Annotated in this window: 12 protein-coding genes; 8 read left to right on the forward strand and 4 right to left on the reverse strand. The window is 41.8% G+C overall.

Going from position 1 to position 15,920, the window contains the following annotated elements; genetic code table 11:
* Together glmS and ACOVQQ_RS02235 are read left to right on the forward strand one after the other, a co-directional pair.
* Positions 1 to 1,845 (forward strand): glutamine--fructose-6-phosphate transaminase (isomerizing), encoded by a 1,845-nt coding sequence (glmS, locus tag ACOVQQ_RS02230; protein ID WP_421816747.1) that lies wholly within the window; start codon positions 1 to 3, stop codon positions 1,843 to 1,845.
* A gap of 161 nt (positions 1,846 to 2,006) precedes the next feature.
* On the forward strand, positions 2,007 to 3,452 hold the full coding sequence (locus ACOVQQ_RS02235; RefSeq protein ID WP_421816748.1) for an oligosaccharide flippase family protein: 1,446 nt from the start codon (positions 2,007 to 2,009) through the stop codon (positions 3,450 to 3,452).
* A gap of 566 nt (positions 3,453 to 4,018) precedes the next feature.
* On the opposite strand, the gene ACOVQQ_RS02240 is transcribed toward ACOVQQ_RS02235, so the two are convergent.
* Positions 4,019 to 4,717 (reverse strand): hypothetical protein, encoded by a 699-nt coding sequence (locus ACOVQQ_RS02240; RefSeq protein WP_421816749.1) that lies wholly within the window; start codon positions 4,715 to 4,717, stop codon positions 4,019 to 4,021.
* Between the two features lie 246 nt (positions 4,718 to 4,963).
* Between ACOVQQ_RS02240 and dut the strand changes: the two genes are divergently transcribed.
* Genes dut through ACOVQQ_RS02265 form a run of 5 tightly spaced genes read left to right on the forward strand, consistent with a single transcriptional unit; the run spans position 4,964 to position 9,798 of the window.
* Complete coding sequence (dut, locus tag ACOVQQ_RS02245; RefSeq protein ID WP_094485211.1) at positions 4,964 to 5,401, forward strand: dUTP diphosphatase; 438 nt, start codon at positions 4,964 to 4,966, stop codon at positions 5,399 to 5,401.
* A 9-nt stretch (positions 5,402 to 5,410) separates the two neighbouring features.
* On the forward strand, positions 5,411 to 6,421 hold the full coding sequence (locus ACOVQQ_RS02250) for a sugar phosphate nucleotidyltransferase (RefSeq protein WP_421816750.1): 1,011 nt from the start codon (positions 5,411 to 5,413) through the stop codon (positions 6,419 to 6,421).
* Positions 6,421 to 7,758: a tetratricopeptide repeat protein gene (locus ACOVQQ_RS02255; RefSeq protein ID WP_421816751.1), complete on the forward strand. Its 1,338-nt coding sequence runs from the start codon at positions 6,421 to 6,423 to the stop codon at positions 7,756 to 7,758. The genes ACOVQQ_RS02250 and ACOVQQ_RS02255 overlap by 1 nt, the downstream gene beginning before the upstream one ends.
* A 1-nt stretch (position 7,759) precedes the next feature.
* On the forward strand, positions 7,760 to 8,527 hold the full coding sequence (locus tag ACOVQQ_RS02260; protein ID WP_421816752.1) for a DUF4292 domain-containing protein: 768 nt from the start codon (positions 7,760 to 7,762) through the stop codon (positions 8,525 to 8,527).
* An 11-nt stretch (positions 8,528 to 8,538) separates the two neighbouring features.
* On the forward strand, positions 8,539 to 9,798 hold the full coding sequence (locus ACOVQQ_RS02265) for a murein hydrolase activator EnvC family protein (RefSeq protein WP_421816753.1): 1,260 nt from the start codon (positions 8,539 to 8,541) through the stop codon (positions 9,796 to 9,798).
* A 287-nt stretch (positions 9,799 to 10,085) separates the two neighbouring features.
* On the opposite strand, the gene ACOVQQ_RS02270 is transcribed toward ACOVQQ_RS02265, so the two are convergent.
* The 3 genes from ACOVQQ_RS02270 to ACOVQQ_RS02280 form a co-directional block, all read right to left on the reverse strand.
* Positions 10,086 to 10,496 carry a BrxA/BrxB family bacilliredoxin gene (locus ACOVQQ_RS02270; protein WP_298148219.1) on the reverse strand — a complete coding sequence of 137 codons (411 nt, stop codon included), beginning with the start codon at positions 10,494 to 10,496 and terminating at the stop codon, positions 10,086 to 10,088.
* 77 nt (positions 10,497 to 10,573) lie between these two features.
* Positions 10,574 to 11,743, reverse strand: a complete 1,170-nt coding sequence (locus ACOVQQ_RS02275) for a lycopene cyclase family protein (RefSeq protein WP_421816754.1) — start codon at positions 11,741 to 11,743, stop codon at positions 10,574 to 10,576.
* On the reverse strand, positions 11,743 to 13,968 hold the full coding sequence (locus tag ACOVQQ_RS02280; RefSeq protein WP_421816755.1) for a TonB-dependent receptor plug domain-containing protein: 2,226 nt from the start codon (positions 13,966 to 13,968) through the stop codon (positions 11,743 to 11,745). The genes ACOVQQ_RS02275 and ACOVQQ_RS02280 overlap by 1 nt, the downstream gene beginning before the upstream one ends.
* A gap of 79 nt (positions 13,969 to 14,047) precedes the next feature.
* Here ACOVQQ_RS02280 and ACOVQQ_RS02285 point away from each other — a divergent pair, with 79 nt between their 5' ends.
* Positions 14,048 to 15,919, forward strand: coding sequence for an Nramp family divalent metal transporter (locus ACOVQQ_RS02285; protein WP_421816756.1), 1,872 nt, complete (start codon positions 14,048 to 14,050; stop codon positions 15,917 to 15,919).
* Position 15,920 lies beyond the last annotated feature (1 nt).

Genomic DNA, 15,920 nt, shown 5'->3' on the forward strand with positions numbered 1-15,920 from the left:
ATGTGTGGAATTGTAGGTTATATCGGACAAAGAGAAGCATTTCCTGTTGTAATTAAAGGACTTAAAAGACTAGAATACCGCGGATACGATAGTGCCGGGGTAATGCTCTTCGACGGCTTTGATTTAAAGGTGAGCAAAACAAAAGGTAAAGTGAGCGATTTGGAAGAAAAATCCAAATCAATGTCGCAAACAGGAACCATAGGAATGGGGCATACACGTTGGGCAACGCACGGTGTACCAAACGATGTGAACTCACACCCACATTTATCAAACAGTGGCGAACTTGCAATCATCCACAACGGAATTATCGAAAATTACGAGCCGTTAAAAAAGGAGTTGATTAAACGCGGATATACTTTTTCTTCAGATACCGATACAGAAGTATTGGTTAATTTAATTGAAGAGGTACAGAAAAACGAAAAGTGCAAGCTTGGAAAAGCGGTGCAAATAGCACTAAACCAAGTTGTTGGAGCATATGCCATTTGCGTTTTCGACACTAAAAAGCCGGATGAAATCATCGCAGCGCGTTTGGGATCACCTTTGGCTATTGGTATTGGAACCGACGAATTTTTTATCGCTTCCGATGCTTCTCCCTTTATAGAATATACCTCAAATGCCATTTATCTGGAAGATGAAGAAATGGCGATTGTGCGTTTACACAAACCTTTGCGCATTCGTAAAATTAAAGATGATGCGTTGGTAGACCCTTACGTACAAGAACTTCAAATGAATTTGGAGCAGATTGAAAAAGGCGGTTACGATCACTTTATGTTGAAAGAGATCTATGAGCAACCATCGGTTATTAAAGATACGTACCGCGGACGTTTGTTGGCTAATCAAGGGTTGATTAAAATGGCAGGAATTGAAGATAACTTAGAGCGTTTTCTCAACGCCGAGCGTATTTTAATTGTTGCTTGCGGAACCAGCTGGCACGCCGGTTTGGTTGCCGAATATGTCATTGAAGAGTTTGCACGAATTCCTGTCGAGGTTGAATACGCTTCGGAGTTCAGATATCGAAATCCGATAATCAATAAAAATGATGTGCTTATTGCGATTTCGCAATCGGGCGAAACTGCCGATACTTTAGCAGCCATAAAGTTGGCTAAAGAACGTGGCGCATTTGTATTCGGTGTTTGTAATGTGGTTGGTTCGTCTATTTCGAGAGAAACACACGCCGGCGCTTATACGCATGCCGGACCGGAAATTGGAGTGGCTTCGACAAAAGCATTTACCACCCAAATTACGGTTCTTACCATGATTGCTCTACGTTTAGCGAAAGCAAAAGGAACCTTATCAAACTCTGATTACCACCGCTATTTACAAGAGTTAGAGCTTATTCCGGAAAAAGTACAAGATGCCCTATTAACCAACGATGCCGCCGAAGCTATTGGAAAAGTTTTCCAAAAGTCGTCGAATTGTTTGTACTTAGGACGCGGATACAACTTCCCGGTAGCGCTAGAAGGAGCATTGAAGTTAAAAGAAATCAGTTACATACACGCAGAAGGATATCCGGCTGCAGAAATGAAACACGGTCCGATTGCTTTGATCGACGAGCACATGCCTGTAATTGTAATTGCGCCCAAACAAGGACATTACGATAAAGTGGTTTCGAATATTCAAGAAATTAAATCGCGCAGCGGAAAAATCATCGCAATTGTTACCAAAGGCGATGTTCAAGTTCGCGAGTTAGCCGATTACGTGATTGAAGTTCCGGATACCTCAGATGCTTTATCTCCGCTAATTACTACCATTCCGTTGCAGTTGTTGTCGTACCATATTGCGGTATTGCGCGGTTGTAACGTTGATCAGCCTCGAAATTTAGCGAAGTCGGTTACGGTAGAATAAGCGTAGATACGTTCTGGTTTGCTTGTGTGGTAACGATTGCCGCAAAAGCGATAGAGGCGGTACCCCGCAACGTACGAAGTGAAACGCAGTACGTGAGGAGTAAAGCCGAAAGCGCGGTGGCGCGTAGGAACGGAGCGGCATTTGCCCAAAAACAAAAAAAAGTGAGTTTATATCGCAAACTATTTAAGCAAACGGCAGTTTATGGTCTGGCGACCGTTGTGCCGCGTATGCTCAGCTTTTTTTTGGTGCCGCTGTACACCGATTTGCTCGATGAAGCCGATTACGGTGTAGTGACCAAGCTATTTGCGTACATGATTTTCTTCAATGTAGTACTCTCGTACGGTTTTGAAACTGCCTTTTTCCGTTTTGTTAATCGCGAACCCGATGTGGAACGTGTAAAATCGACGGCGCTTTACTCAATACTTTTCTCGACAACCTTATTTGGTGTATTCGCCGCGATACAAGCATCGTTTTTATCGAGTTTTATGGAAGTTTCGCTGACGCAAGTGTACTTAGCGATTGCCATAATGGTATTCGATGCTTTGGTTTTAGTTCCTTTTAGCAGTTTACGCGCTTCGCAACGTCCGGGCTTTTTTGCCGTAGTGAAAATCGGAAACGTTGTTCTAAATTTACTGCTTAATCTGTTCTTTTTATTGCTGTTACCAGCACTGGCGCACCATAATTTCTTTGCTGGTTTGTACATGCCAAACAGCGAAGTATTTTACATTTTTGTGTCGAATTTAATTGCGAGCGCAGCTACGTTTGTAGTGCTATCATCCGACTATTGGAAAACGAAATACCAATTTGATACCCAGCTATGGAAAAAGATGCTGCAGTATAGTTGGCCGATTTTAATTTCGGGAATTGCGTTTGCGATTAACGACCAGTTCGACAAGATTTTGCTCAGTAAGCTGCTTCCTGAATCGGTTGCCGATCATGAAGTTGGTGTTTATTCGGCCTGTTACAAATTAGGGCTGTTTATGGTGCTGTTTCGGACGGCTTATACTTTAGGTATTGAACCGTTTTTCTTTAACCATGCGCAAAATGAAAATGCCCCACAAACTTACGCCGAAATTACCCGCTTTTTCGTGGCAGCAGGAGCCATAATCTTAGTTGGCGTGATTGTTTTTGCCGACGTTTTGAAACTGTTCATGATTCCAAACGCGAAGTATTGGGAAGCCATGAAGATTGTTCCACTAATTGTACTCGCTAACTTTTGTTTGGGTATATACACCAACCTATCGATTTGGTATAAGCTTACCGACAAAACCATCTTTGCCGCATACATTTCGCTAATTGGCGCTGCTGTGACGCTCGCGCTTAACTTTTGGTTAATTCCGCTATACAGCTACACAGGCTCGGCAATTGCAACTTTGGGCGCGTACGGCAGTATGATGTTGGTGTCGTATGCTTTAGGCCAGAAGTACTATCCGATTCCATACGATTATCGAAAAATTGGATTGTATTTAGGATTAGCCATAGGTTTAAGTTTTGTGAGTTTTTATCGCTTTCGCGGAAATATAATCGTTGCCATTTTGGCATTTGTGAGCTTTACGGCTGTGGTGGTATGGAGCGAGCGGAAGGTGTTTTTGAAAAAAAGGGCTTAAAACGATATTTTTTAAGTTGACATTTTTCTGAAACTTTATTGGTTAATCTTAAACTACCAGGTAATTAAAAAAAGCTGCCTAAATAAAGAAAATTTAGACAGCTATAATCATATTCAGCGTTGATACGTAGACTAATATTGAAATTCAATTACACCTATTAAGACCGTAGCAACTAAAAAATGAACCTTAAACAGGTTCGATTCTTGATCATTTTTCTTTAACCACAAATAGTATGAAAACAAAATACTGGAAATAACTAAAATATGCCCCAGTGACTTCAATATTTCCATTTGTGTGTATACAACTAATGCAAAATAGGCACTTGAAATCGCAAAAATTAATCTAGAGATAAGGTAGTAACCTTTTATTGTGCTGCTACTGCTTTTAACTAAAGAATAGGGTACAAAATAAAATGCTACTGCCAAAAAGAGTAGAAAAATAAAAAGAGCTAAGAACTTCGATTGAATTAGTATTTGAGCTATGAAAAAAAGAAACAATGCTAGTGGTAAAAAGTAGTACTTTAAGTTCAGACTTTTTCTAATTATGAAGCTCATATTCCTTGATTTTTATAAACCGTAATAATCAAATTTTCTACAGTCCCAACCACACGCCGCTGCCTTCCATAACACATCAGCTCCTGGATTTAATGCGAACTGAATCCACTCAATAGCATTTTGCTTTTTGTATTTAGTTCTAATGCATTGTACTAGGCAATTCTCCCAAGCGGAAAAGCTTCTAGTTCTATTTTGCAAGGTGTCGAATGTAAATAAACCAATTTTAATTCTACTGCAAATTATTAAGAAATTCTTTACCTCTTCGAGGTTTTCAAAATTTTCTTTCGCAAAATTCTCATACGCCGTTATGTACTCAAAGGAGGGAATAAAGTTACGTTCGAAACTTTTAAGAAGTATTGTTTCATCGTTTGATAATGAATCAACTACTTTAAGGGTTTTTAGTTCTGTATTAATAAAAGGTTCAAGATCTGTTGTAAAGTTTGATTCGGGATTAGATAAAATTGATTCCACCTGTGTATCAATTCTTTTATTAATTTCCCAAATTAACACACCTTCAGAGTCATAAGGATTATTCTTATTAATTAGAGATTCTACATCTGTCGGCGCTGGACGATTGTAAGTGATACTGTCCCTGTTTTCGATAAGTGAAACTTCAAATTCATGAACCAAGCTTTCTAAATTGCTTTTCTCGCTATCGCTAGAGCAACCTACTAAAAGCAAAAACACAAAAGGTAAAATTTGTTTTTTCATTTTATAAAATTTTTAAATTATAAACAAAGTTATTATCGGCTATCTTCAGAAAATAAAAATTCAGAAATAAATAACAAGTGTTTAAAAGATAATTTTATGTAGATAATAAAAATGCGATACCATACACTTGCGAAACTATATCATTTTATATTATTAGTAACAGTGTGCTTCGAAGTATAATCTAAACAAAGCAATACATTTGCTTGGTAATTAAATTAATTATCTTGCGGCATCAAAAATACTTGTATGCTTGCCGTAAAAATCATCAATACATCTGCTTTCCCATTACCTGCTTATGAGAGCGATTTAGCTGCCGGAATCGACCTTCGTGCAGCTATTTCCGAGCCCATTACTTTGCAACCTTTACAACGCACCTTAGTAAAAACGGGCTTGTTTTTGGAGTTGCCTGCCGGAACCGAGGCGCAGGTGCGTCCGCGTAGTGGTTTGGCACTAAAGCAAGGAATAACCGTTTTAAATGCGCCGGGAACCATCGACGCCGATTATCGTGGTGAAGTTGGCGTAATTTTAATAAATTTAGGAGCAGAAACAGCGGTAATTTCGCCGGGCGATCGCATTGCGCAATTGGTTTTTGCCCGATACGAACAAGCTGTTTTTGAAGAAGTAAATGAACTAACAGCAACCGCACGTGGTGCTGGTGGATTTGGAAGTACTGGAAAAAATTAAAATCAAAATATGAAAATCATTGTTCCGATGGCTGGACGCGGATCCCGACTACGTCCGCATACGCTAACTGTACCGAAACCTCTAATCCCAATTGCAGGTAAGCCCATAGTGCACCGCTTGGTGGAGGACATAGCCGCAGTGATTAACCAACCTATTAGCGAAATTGCCTTCATTATTCATAAAGATTTTGGAAAAGCTGTGGAAACGGAGCTTGTGGCTATAGCCGAAAAATTAGGCGCTAGCGGAAGCATTTACTACCAAAATGAAGCCTTGGGAACTGCGCACGCCATTTTGTGTGCGAAAGAATCGATGTCTGGACCTCTTGTAGTTGCTTACGCAGATACTTTGTTCCGCGCCGATTTTACGCTCGACCAAACTGCCGACAGCGTTATTTGGGTGAAGAAGGTCGACGACCCATCGGCTTTTGGTGTTGTGCAACTCAATGAGCAAAATGAAATTATAGATTTCGTTGAAAAGCCAAAAGACTTTGTTTCGGATTTGGCGATTATCGGCATTTATTATTTTAAATCGGGCGAAACGCTGCGTGAAGAACTGCAGTTTTTACTCGACAACAATGTGGTTAAAGGCGGCGAATATCAGCTCACAGATGCTTTGGAAAACATGAAGCAAAAAGGGATGCGTTTTGTGCCGGGAACGGTCGACGAATGGATGGATTGCGGAAACAAAGCCGTAACGGTAGAAACCAACAGCCGTATGCTGCAATTTTTACACGACGAAGGAAAAGATTTGGTAAGCAGTTCGGCTGTCGTAACAAATGCCACCATCATTCCTCCCTGCTTTATTGGCGATCATGTTGTAATCGAAAACAGCACCGTCGGACCAAACGTTTCCGTTGGCGCACACACTAAGATTACCGATTCAAACGTTAAGAATAGTCTGATTCAAACGCAATCTACCATTTCTAACGCCAATTTAGACGACGCAATGATTGGTAATCATGCGAAATTCGACGGCAATTTCACTAAAATCAGTATCGGCGATTACAGCGTTTTAGAATAATGCATAAACTTCGTAACATAGCGTTTCATCTCCTTTGCGGTTTGTTGGCCGCAAATTCAGCGTTTGCTCAGGTTGAACCCGAACAGATTGCCGCCACTACCGACGATTTTCAGAATTCGTATTTCGAAGCACTCAAACAAAAAAGTATCGAAAATTACGACAAGGCCATTACGGCTCTTGAAAAGTGTGCTGAAATCCAGAAGGAAAATCCGGCCGTTTACAACGAATTGGGGAAAAGCTATCTGAAGTTAAAAAAATACGCCGATGCGTACAGCAGTTTTCAAAAAGCCCACGACATAGATCCAAAAAACAGATGGTACCTCGATGGAATGTACGAAGTGTGCTATGCCAAACAAGATTGGCAACAAGCCATTGTTTTAGTGCAGCAGCTAGTTCCGTTCGAAGCTTCATACCAAGAAGATCTGGTCTCGCTTTATATGAATACTTTCCAGTACGACAAAGCTTTAGCACTGATCAATCAGCTTAACGAAACGGTTGGCGAGTCGGATAAACGACGCTTGTATAAAGCTCAAATACTATCGGATGCCAAATATCAAGGCGCTGAAAAAGACGATTTATTGAGTAAGATCAAGAAAAATCCTAAAGAAGAATCGAATTACGTAGAGTTGATAACCATTTACAGCAACAGCAATCAAGAAGAGAAAGCCTTAGAAGTTGCCAAAATGTTGGAAAAGGAAATTCCAACTTCCGATTGGGCACAGGTGAGCTTATTCAAACTACACATCACCAACAACGACGGTACAAAAGCGGGTGCGGCTTTAAAACAAGCACTGAAAAGCTCGCGTGTAGATGCAAAAATAAAGCATCGGATGATTAATGAGTTTCTAATTTTCATTACTAAAAACCAACAATTTGAGCAGGTTTTTGAAGAAGCAATTGCCTTGCTGCCCGAAGACAAAAACATAGTAGTGGCAACCGAAGTGGGTAAGTACTTCTTCAATAAAAAAGATTACGCCAAAGCAGCAAAGTATCTTCAGAAAGGCATTTCGATCAAACCCGACGATTTTGAAGCAGCGCGACTCCTTTTCCAATCGCTTTCGCAGAATCAACAATACGACGCATTACTAAAACAAGCACAAGATTACGCAGATTTATTTCCGAACCAACCCGAACCTTTTTATTACAAAGGTCTTGCACTATTCAAAACCGGAAAATTGAAAGAAGCCGTTTCCGAATTAGAAAGCGGCGTAGATTTTGTATTGGATAACCCTACCTTTGAAGCAGCTTTTTACAAATTGCTGGCAGACGTATATCAATCTTTAGGCGATCTGAAAAACAAAGACAAATACCTCAAAAAAGCGGAAAAACTGAAGTAAAATGAAGAAAATCGCCTGCTTCTTGCTCGTATTAACCATCGTTTCGTGCAAATCGACAGCTAAAATTGCCGAAGCAAAGGCTGGCGACGCACTCGATGTAGAAACGATAATAAAAGGCATTCAAGCCAATAAAATCGATTTTAAAACCGCAGTTATTCGCGCAGGTGTTGGCTACGAATCGGAAGATACGGGAGTCAATGCGGGCGCCGACATCCGAATCAAAAAAGACGAAAAAATACTCGTGAGCATAAAAGTGCTCGGATATACTTTGGCAAAAGCACTCATCACGCCCGACCGCGTACAGTACTATCAAAAAACAGGTGATAAATATTTTGACGGCGATTATACGACTTTGAGTCGTTTGGCTGGAACACCGCTCAACTACGAGAAAGTTCAAAATTTATTACTCGGAAAACCACTAGACAACTTAACTGCAAGCGATTTTATAGCAGTTGTATCGGGTTCGAATTACGAACTGCGTACCGTTGCTACAAAACCGCAGGCCAGCGCCTACGCGTTTGAAGCAGGAAACTTCTTTCTGAAGAAAACACAAATCTTGCGGATCGAAAAAAATCAAAGCGTAACGGTTGATTACAACGGTTACGGAAATTACAACAACATACCTTTTCCGCTATCGCTTAAAATTTTGGCTAAAGAAGCGGACAAATTTTCTAAAATTGAAATCGAATATAAAGACGTAAAAATCAACGAAAACGTGTCATTTCCTTATGAAGTGCCAAGCGGTTACGAACGTATTATACTCGAATAACAACGTATCTTATGGGACTTAAGTGGTGTACCTTTCTTTTACTACTGCTCTCTTTTCAGGCATTCGCACAGCCTACACAAGAAGAGCTGCAACGTCGTAAAGAACAATTGCAACGCGAAATTCAAGAACAAGAAGAGTTGTTGAATTCGCAAAACAAAAAGCAAAAGTCGGTTGCTACACTTATAGCACAACAAACCGAAAAAATAAAACTGCGCGAAAAACTCATAAATACCACCGAAAAGCAAGCCAAGATTTTAAAGAACGATATGTACCTCAATCAGTTGGCAATCAATAAACTAAACCGCGATCTTGACGATCTTAAAGCCGATTACGCCGAAATGATTCGCAAATCGTATAAGAGCCGCTCCGAACAGAGTCGCGCCATGTTTTTACTTTCGTCCGAAAATTTTCTTCAAGCCTACAAACGCGCGCAGTACATGAAACAGTACGCTTCGTACCGAAAAATGCAAGCCGAAGAAATAAAAGAAAAAACTGCTAAACTGCAGCAGTTCAATACCGTTCTCGACGATCAGAAAAAACAAAAACAAGAACTTCTCGCCGAACAGCAAAAAGAACGCGAAAATTTGGAAAAAGAACGCCTCGAACAAGAGCGTTTGGTGAATTCCATTAAAAAAGACAAAAAGAAAATCATTGCCGAAATCAAGAAAAAGCAGCAGGAATCGCGTGCAATTGATCGTAAAATCGACAATTTAATCAAAGCCGCAATTGCTGAAGCAAACAAAAAAGCTGCTGCTGCAAACAAAAAAGCGAACCCAACAAAAGTTACCGCAGCCGAGACACGCAAAACGGAAACAGCTACAAAAATTGTACTTACGCCCGAAGCAAAACTCGTATCCGATAACTTTAAAGCCAACAAAGGGAAACTTCCTTGGCCTGTAGAGCGCGGAACGGTAACTTTACGTTACGGCGATCAGCCACACCCAATCTATAAAGGGTTAACCGTACACTGCAGCGGCGTTGAAATCACAACCGATTCGGGCGCAAATGCACGAGCTGTATTCGGTGGAACAGTATATAGCGTGATTGTAATCTCACCCGTGAACAAAGCGGTGATGATTCAACATGGAGATTTCTTTACGGTATACCAAAACCTCAGCAGCGTTAGTGTAAGCAAAGGCGACAAAGTAAGCACCAAGCAAAGCATCGGGAAAATTCGCACCAACGGCGATACGGGCAAAACAACGCTAAAGTTCATGATCTCGCAAAACGCGACGTACGCCAATCCGGCGAGTTGGTTGTATAATATGTAATTTTTTTGGGCGTTCCGGCGGCTAAATTCGTAACGCTTTGCAAACGCAATATTCGTACGGCCGCCGTCAGGCTGTACACTACAATCTGTTTTGCGCCGTAAGCGGCAGCGCAAAACAGGATTTTCGTTGCCATCCTTAACGCGGAACATCGTTACCGGCCTAAGTGCTTGGGGAAACGACCGTTTTCAAAGCCTAAAATTACGCCCCGAACGTTTTGAAATCTACAAACCAAAAAACCCCAACAAGCCAGCATTGGCTCCTTGGGGTTTCTCAAATCGTAGTTGTTCTTAGCAAAATTGCGTATACGCGTCTTGCAAGTTCTCGGCAATCATCTCTGCCGGTCTGCCTTCAATATGATGACGTTCTAACATGTGAACCAACTCTCCGTCTTTAAACAAAGCGATGCTTGGCGACGAAGGTGGGAACGGAAACATGTGCTGGCGTGCTGCATCCACTGCCTCACGATCAACACCAGCGAAAACAGTAACCAACTGGTCTGGCTTTTTAGCAGCACCAAGGCTGTGCTTTGCACCCGGACGTGCATTACGAGCCGCGCAACCACAAACCGAATTAACTACTACCAAAGTAGTTCCCGGAGCAGCAAGAGCGCTATTTACTTCATCTGCGGTATATAATTCGCGAAAACCAGCGTCGGCCAGCTCTTTTCGCATAGGTAAAACCATTTCTTCAGGATACATAGTACTTGTTTTTAGACTGCAAATTTACCGCTAAACAAGCGGATTAAAAACTCTACAATCATAAACTTTTCTTATGGTTACAGCGGCCTTGGCGATAGTCCGACCATTCGGCGCAACAAAGCGGCAACAAAGGGAAGCTTCGGACATGCCCAAAAAATGCGCAATTCTTCTGTAAAACGCGTTTCTTCATCCAAAAATTTCAAAATCAGAGCCGCAGGCAACTTTTTAAAAAGCGATGCAAACACCGCGCTTCCCAATTCGTTATTGCGGTAAAGAACATCCACAAAAAGCAAATCATAAAACCAAAATCGGTTAAAATAGCGGAGCTTTCGCAAATCGAAGTTATTGTGTAAGTTTTCTACAAGCGATTTCGCCTTCTTTCGAGACGAGCTAAAAGTAAATCCAGTACTCGCTTTGGTCCAACCACCCGCGGATCCAATGTAGGCCACGTGTTTTGAATTTTTATTCCAAAACGGATAACAACTCATCGGAATGGCTCCCTGCTCCTTTTCGTAAACCTCATAATCAAAGATACGTCGCTGATTCAAATACGCTTTTATCGCATCGGTGTAAACATGATCGGCAACAATTTCCGGAGAGAAGTACGTAAATTCAAAAAGTGCTTCGGTGTTCGAAAAAGGCAAGACGTACATAAATCGTGTATTTCCGTCTTGCGGTAAATCGAAATCCATAAACGTGAGCGCGTTCGGATCGATTAACGGCTCTTTTGTTCGAATCTTCCAGCCAATAAAATGCTGCCAAAGCATCGGGTATTTGGTTTGGTGCGCTGTTTCCTTATTGTGAAAAACCGAAACAAACAACTTTTTGCAATTGTAAACTGAGGTTTCCGTTCGCACAACTACCCCATTTGCCGACTCGTTATGGTTTTCGTATCGTTCGAGTTTATAAGTTACTATTCCCGATTTCTCGAACTTCTGCTTTAGCGAAGTGTAAAAAGCTGCCGACTCAACCGTTTTGTATTTATACGGATGCAGCGCTACGGTAGTTTTAAAATCTGCGGCTGCGAAAATGGCATGATCCCAATACTGAGCCGCAATTTTGTCAAACTTGCCTTTTCCACTTTCCCAGAAACTCCAGGTCCGATCGTTCGAATTTTTGGAAACGGCTTCAAGTATTAAGATTCGTTGCTGATCAAACCGTTTAGACTTGAGCATTTCCTCGACGGTGAGTAAAGTCGATAAACCGCCGCCGATAAAGATATAATCGTAATAACTAACTGTTTCCATCAATCGAGAATATAGCGCATACCGACAAAAAACCGACGGCCTTGATTTTGAGCATAAATGTAAGAAGGATCGAACGAAAGCGCGTACGGATTATCGGGTGTTGGCAAAATATTTCCTTGCGGATCGGTTTGTACGTTCGTATCGAACGGATCATTGGCACGAGCAATCAAAAAAGGTGTGTGCTTATCCGGTCGGAAATCGAACATGTTTTTTACGCCGCCAATCACGGTAAAGTGCTTCGCGAAGGTAAACGCCAATTGAATGTTCTGTAGCGAGTAAACCGGCGAATATTCAGGCCGCGGATCGAGTGGGCCAAGTAACGGCAAACGCATCGGGCCAACAAGCGTTGCTGTATAGTCTAGGTTTAGTTTTGATGTTACCGGAAAGCTAATCGTTGCTACACCCGACCACGATTCGGTAAGCACAGGCGTTCGAGTGACACCGTCTTGCCGATTCTTAACATCCATAAAAGTAGTTCCAAGATTCACGCGTGTTTTATTCGGAAATATCGCATCGAAAGTCAGATTAATACCTGCTGTTCGCGAAAAGCCGTTTAAGTTTTTGTAGATAACCTGATTGGGATTGGTGTCGTAATCGGCAATGATCGCGTTAGTGAAATAGGTGTACCAGGTGTTGGCTTCTGCGGAAAGCAAATGTCCGGAACTGAGGTAAAATTTCTTGCTGTAATTGAGCGTCGCATTCCACGACGATTCTGGTTTTAAATCTTCCAAAATAAGTACTTCCCGAGCACCCGTTAATGCTGCGTGATCTTCTGAAAACAAATTGACTACACGAAAACCTTTTCCTGCATTCAAACGCACAATCTGATTTGCAGGCAGTTCAAATTTGTACGCAACTCGCGGTGTGAAGATCAAACCATGAGCGCTGTTGTAATCGGTTCTCGCGCCAAGCAAAAGCGAATTCTTATCGTCAAACTGAATTAAATCTTGCACAAAAACCGACGGAATGTGCATAATGTCGGCAGTTGGGGTAACTGTAGTGTTGTCGTTGTATCGCTGATAACGATAGGCAGCTCCAAATAGCAAGGAATGCTTTTTTACAACAAATTCTTTGGTAAGTTGTGTAAACGCAATTTGCTGATCGGCGAGGTAAAAAACCGAACCATAAACCGAATTCTGATGGTGTGAAGTGTACGAAAATCGGAGGTCACTACCGTTTAGAAAATCCGATTTATACCCTCCAAAAAGTTCAAGACGCGACGTGTAAATCGACTCCCCATAAATCACATCGCCTCCGCGAAACGATTCATTCCAACGCATATCACCGCCCCACCGATCTTCATACAAATACCTGCCAGCAAACTCGAGCTTACTGCGATCGGAAAAAGAAAACTGTGCTTTAGAAAACAAACTAATGCGCTGCTGTAAACTCAAATCGGTAAAATTGTCGATGTTCTTATCCACGGGCTCGTTGTAGTAAAATGCGTTTGCGCCAAATAATACAGAACCCCTTTTTCCGGCCTTAATACGATAACCCAAATCGAGATTGTGTTCGCCGTAAGTTGTCGAGAAATTATCAAAACTAAACCGCGGCGAATTTTGCGGATCTTTCGTAATTACGTTAATTAAACCTCCCATCGATTCACTTCCGTATAAGGCTGCCGCCGGACCGCGTACTACTTCAATACGATCAATCATCGCAGCAGGAATACCCATCAAACCGTAAACCGTTCCCAACGCACTCACAATGGGCATTCCATCGATGAGAATTTGTGTGTACGGACCGGGTAATCCGTTTATTCTGATATCGCCCGTATTGCAAACTGCACAGTTAACTTGCGGTCGAATGCCGTTTACTTGTTGCAAACCTTCAAATAAATTGGCATTCGGTGTTTGTTTCAAAAAAGCGCCTCGATAAACCTCAACCGGAACCGGACTCTTCATTCTGCTTACGGGCGACAAAGTTCCGGTAACCACAACTTCATTCAAATTCTCCGCTTGAGCCGAAGTTAGTTGCACTTCATTGAAAATGGTTGGATCCAAAAAAATCGTTTCTCGTAAAGACTTGTACGTAAATTGAAATACCGTTGCTGAAGAGCTGAAATCAAAATTACCGTTAGCGTCGGACATTGCAACAAATACAGAATCGGCGTAAATTTCAACTCCACCTTGCAAAACCGAATCCATATAAACCGCGCCACGGTACTGTTGTCCAAAAACAACTCCGGTTACAAACAAAAACAGCAACGCGATTTTATTTTTCATAAAAATATTTTTAGACAAATCTAAAAATAGATTTCCATTTGTCAAATTATTTATATATTTGTTTAGAATAGTGCAGTTTATGTCGAAATCTTTAGAGGAAGTTCACGAGTCGGTTCAAACCCGAACCACCGGAAATTTTTACCGGCGTATTTTAGCTTTTTTCGGTCCGGCGTATCTGATTAGTGTTGGATATATGGATCCGGGTAATTGGGCCACCGACATTGCTGGGGGCAGCCAATTTGGGTACTCGCTGCTGTGGGTTTTACTGATGAGCAACATCATGGCCTTGTTGCTACAAAGTTTAAGCGCTCGTTTGGGCATTGTAACCCGACGCGATTTGGCCCAAGCTTCTCGCGAAACCTATTCGAAACCTGTAAACTACGTTTTGTATTTTCTAGCCGAAGTAGCTATTGCAGCCTGCGATTTAGCAGAAGTTTTAGGGATGGCTATCGGCTTAAATTTGCTATTTGGTATCCCTTTATTCGAAGGCGTGATTATTACTGTTCTCGACACGTTTTTGCTGCTTTTCCTGATTCATAAAGGAATCCGAAAAATGGAAGCTTTCATTATTGCTTTGGTGGGAATCATTGGCTTGTCGTTTTTATTCGAAATGATTTTTGCCGCACCCGACGTTAGCCAAGTAATTCGCGGATTGATTCCAGGAATTCCGAACGAAACTGCCTTGTATATTGCCATTGGAATCATCGGTGCAACGGTTATGCCTCATAATTTATACCTACACTCGTCTTTGGTGCAAACTCGAAAATTCGATCGCAGTTCAGAAGGCATCAAACGTGCGTTGAAATACAATTTTATCGATTCGGCGATTGCGCTCAATCTCGCATTTTTTGTAAACGCGGCAATTCTAATCTTAGCGGCAACCACCTTCTACAAAAATGGATATTTCGAAGTAGCTGAAATTCAAGATGCTTATCACTTTCTCGAACCGTTGCTAGGCACCGAATGGGCTCCCATACTTTTTGCCGTTGCTTTAATTGCCGCCGGACAAAGTTCAACGATAACCGGAACGCTTGCGGGGCAAATCATTATGGAAGGATATCTCAACTTACGAATTCAGCCGTGGGTGCGAAGAATCATCACCAGACTTATTGCCATCGTTCCAGCGCTCATTGTTATCAGTGTTTTTGGCGAAGACGTTACGGGAAAAATGCTCATATTCAGCCAAGTAGTTTTGAGTTTACAGCTCGGATTCGCGATCATTCCGCTCATCCATTTCGTGAGCGATCGCACCAAAATGCAAGAATTTGTGATTTCAAAACCTACGCGAATAGCCGCTTGGGTTATCGCCATCATCATTGTTTCGCTAAACGTAAAACTAGTTTTCGAAGAAATATCTCTTTGGATTCAAGGTGCAACCGACCCGACATGGCTCTACCTTACCGTGGTACCGCTTGCAGCCGGATTTCTATTGTTGCTGCTGTACATCGCTATTCGTCCGTTGGTGTATCGAAGTCCGCGAACCACAAACAAACACCTTCCCCACTTACAGGATTTGACGTTTGAATCGGCTGCTATTGCGGCACGAAACAAAGTGGCTATTGCTGTCGATTTCAGTAAATCCGATGAAGCTGCAATTAATCACGCCTTAAAAATAGCCGGAACTAACGCCCATTTCACCTTAATTCACGTTGTTGAAACGGTGGGTGCGTTGATGTACGGCTCGGAAACTGCCGACCATGAATCGGCTGCCGACAAAAAACTACTCGACGACTACAAAAAATTACTCGCTCAAAAAGACATTACCGTCGATGTGCTTTTAGGTTACGGAAAACCTCATCTAGCGCTATCGGAACTTGTAGCCAAGCACGAATTCGACTTACTTGTTATGGGAACGCACGGACATGCGGGCTTTAAAGATTTACTTTTCGGAACCACAATAGACAAGCTCCGACATCGTTTAAAAATTCCGTTGTTTATTGTAAACGCTTAAT

The sequence above is a fragment of the Flavobacterium sp. genome (assembly GCF_049240005.1).
GTDB lineage: Bacteria > Bacteroidota > Bacteroidia > Flavobacteriales > Flavobacteriaceae > Flavobacterium.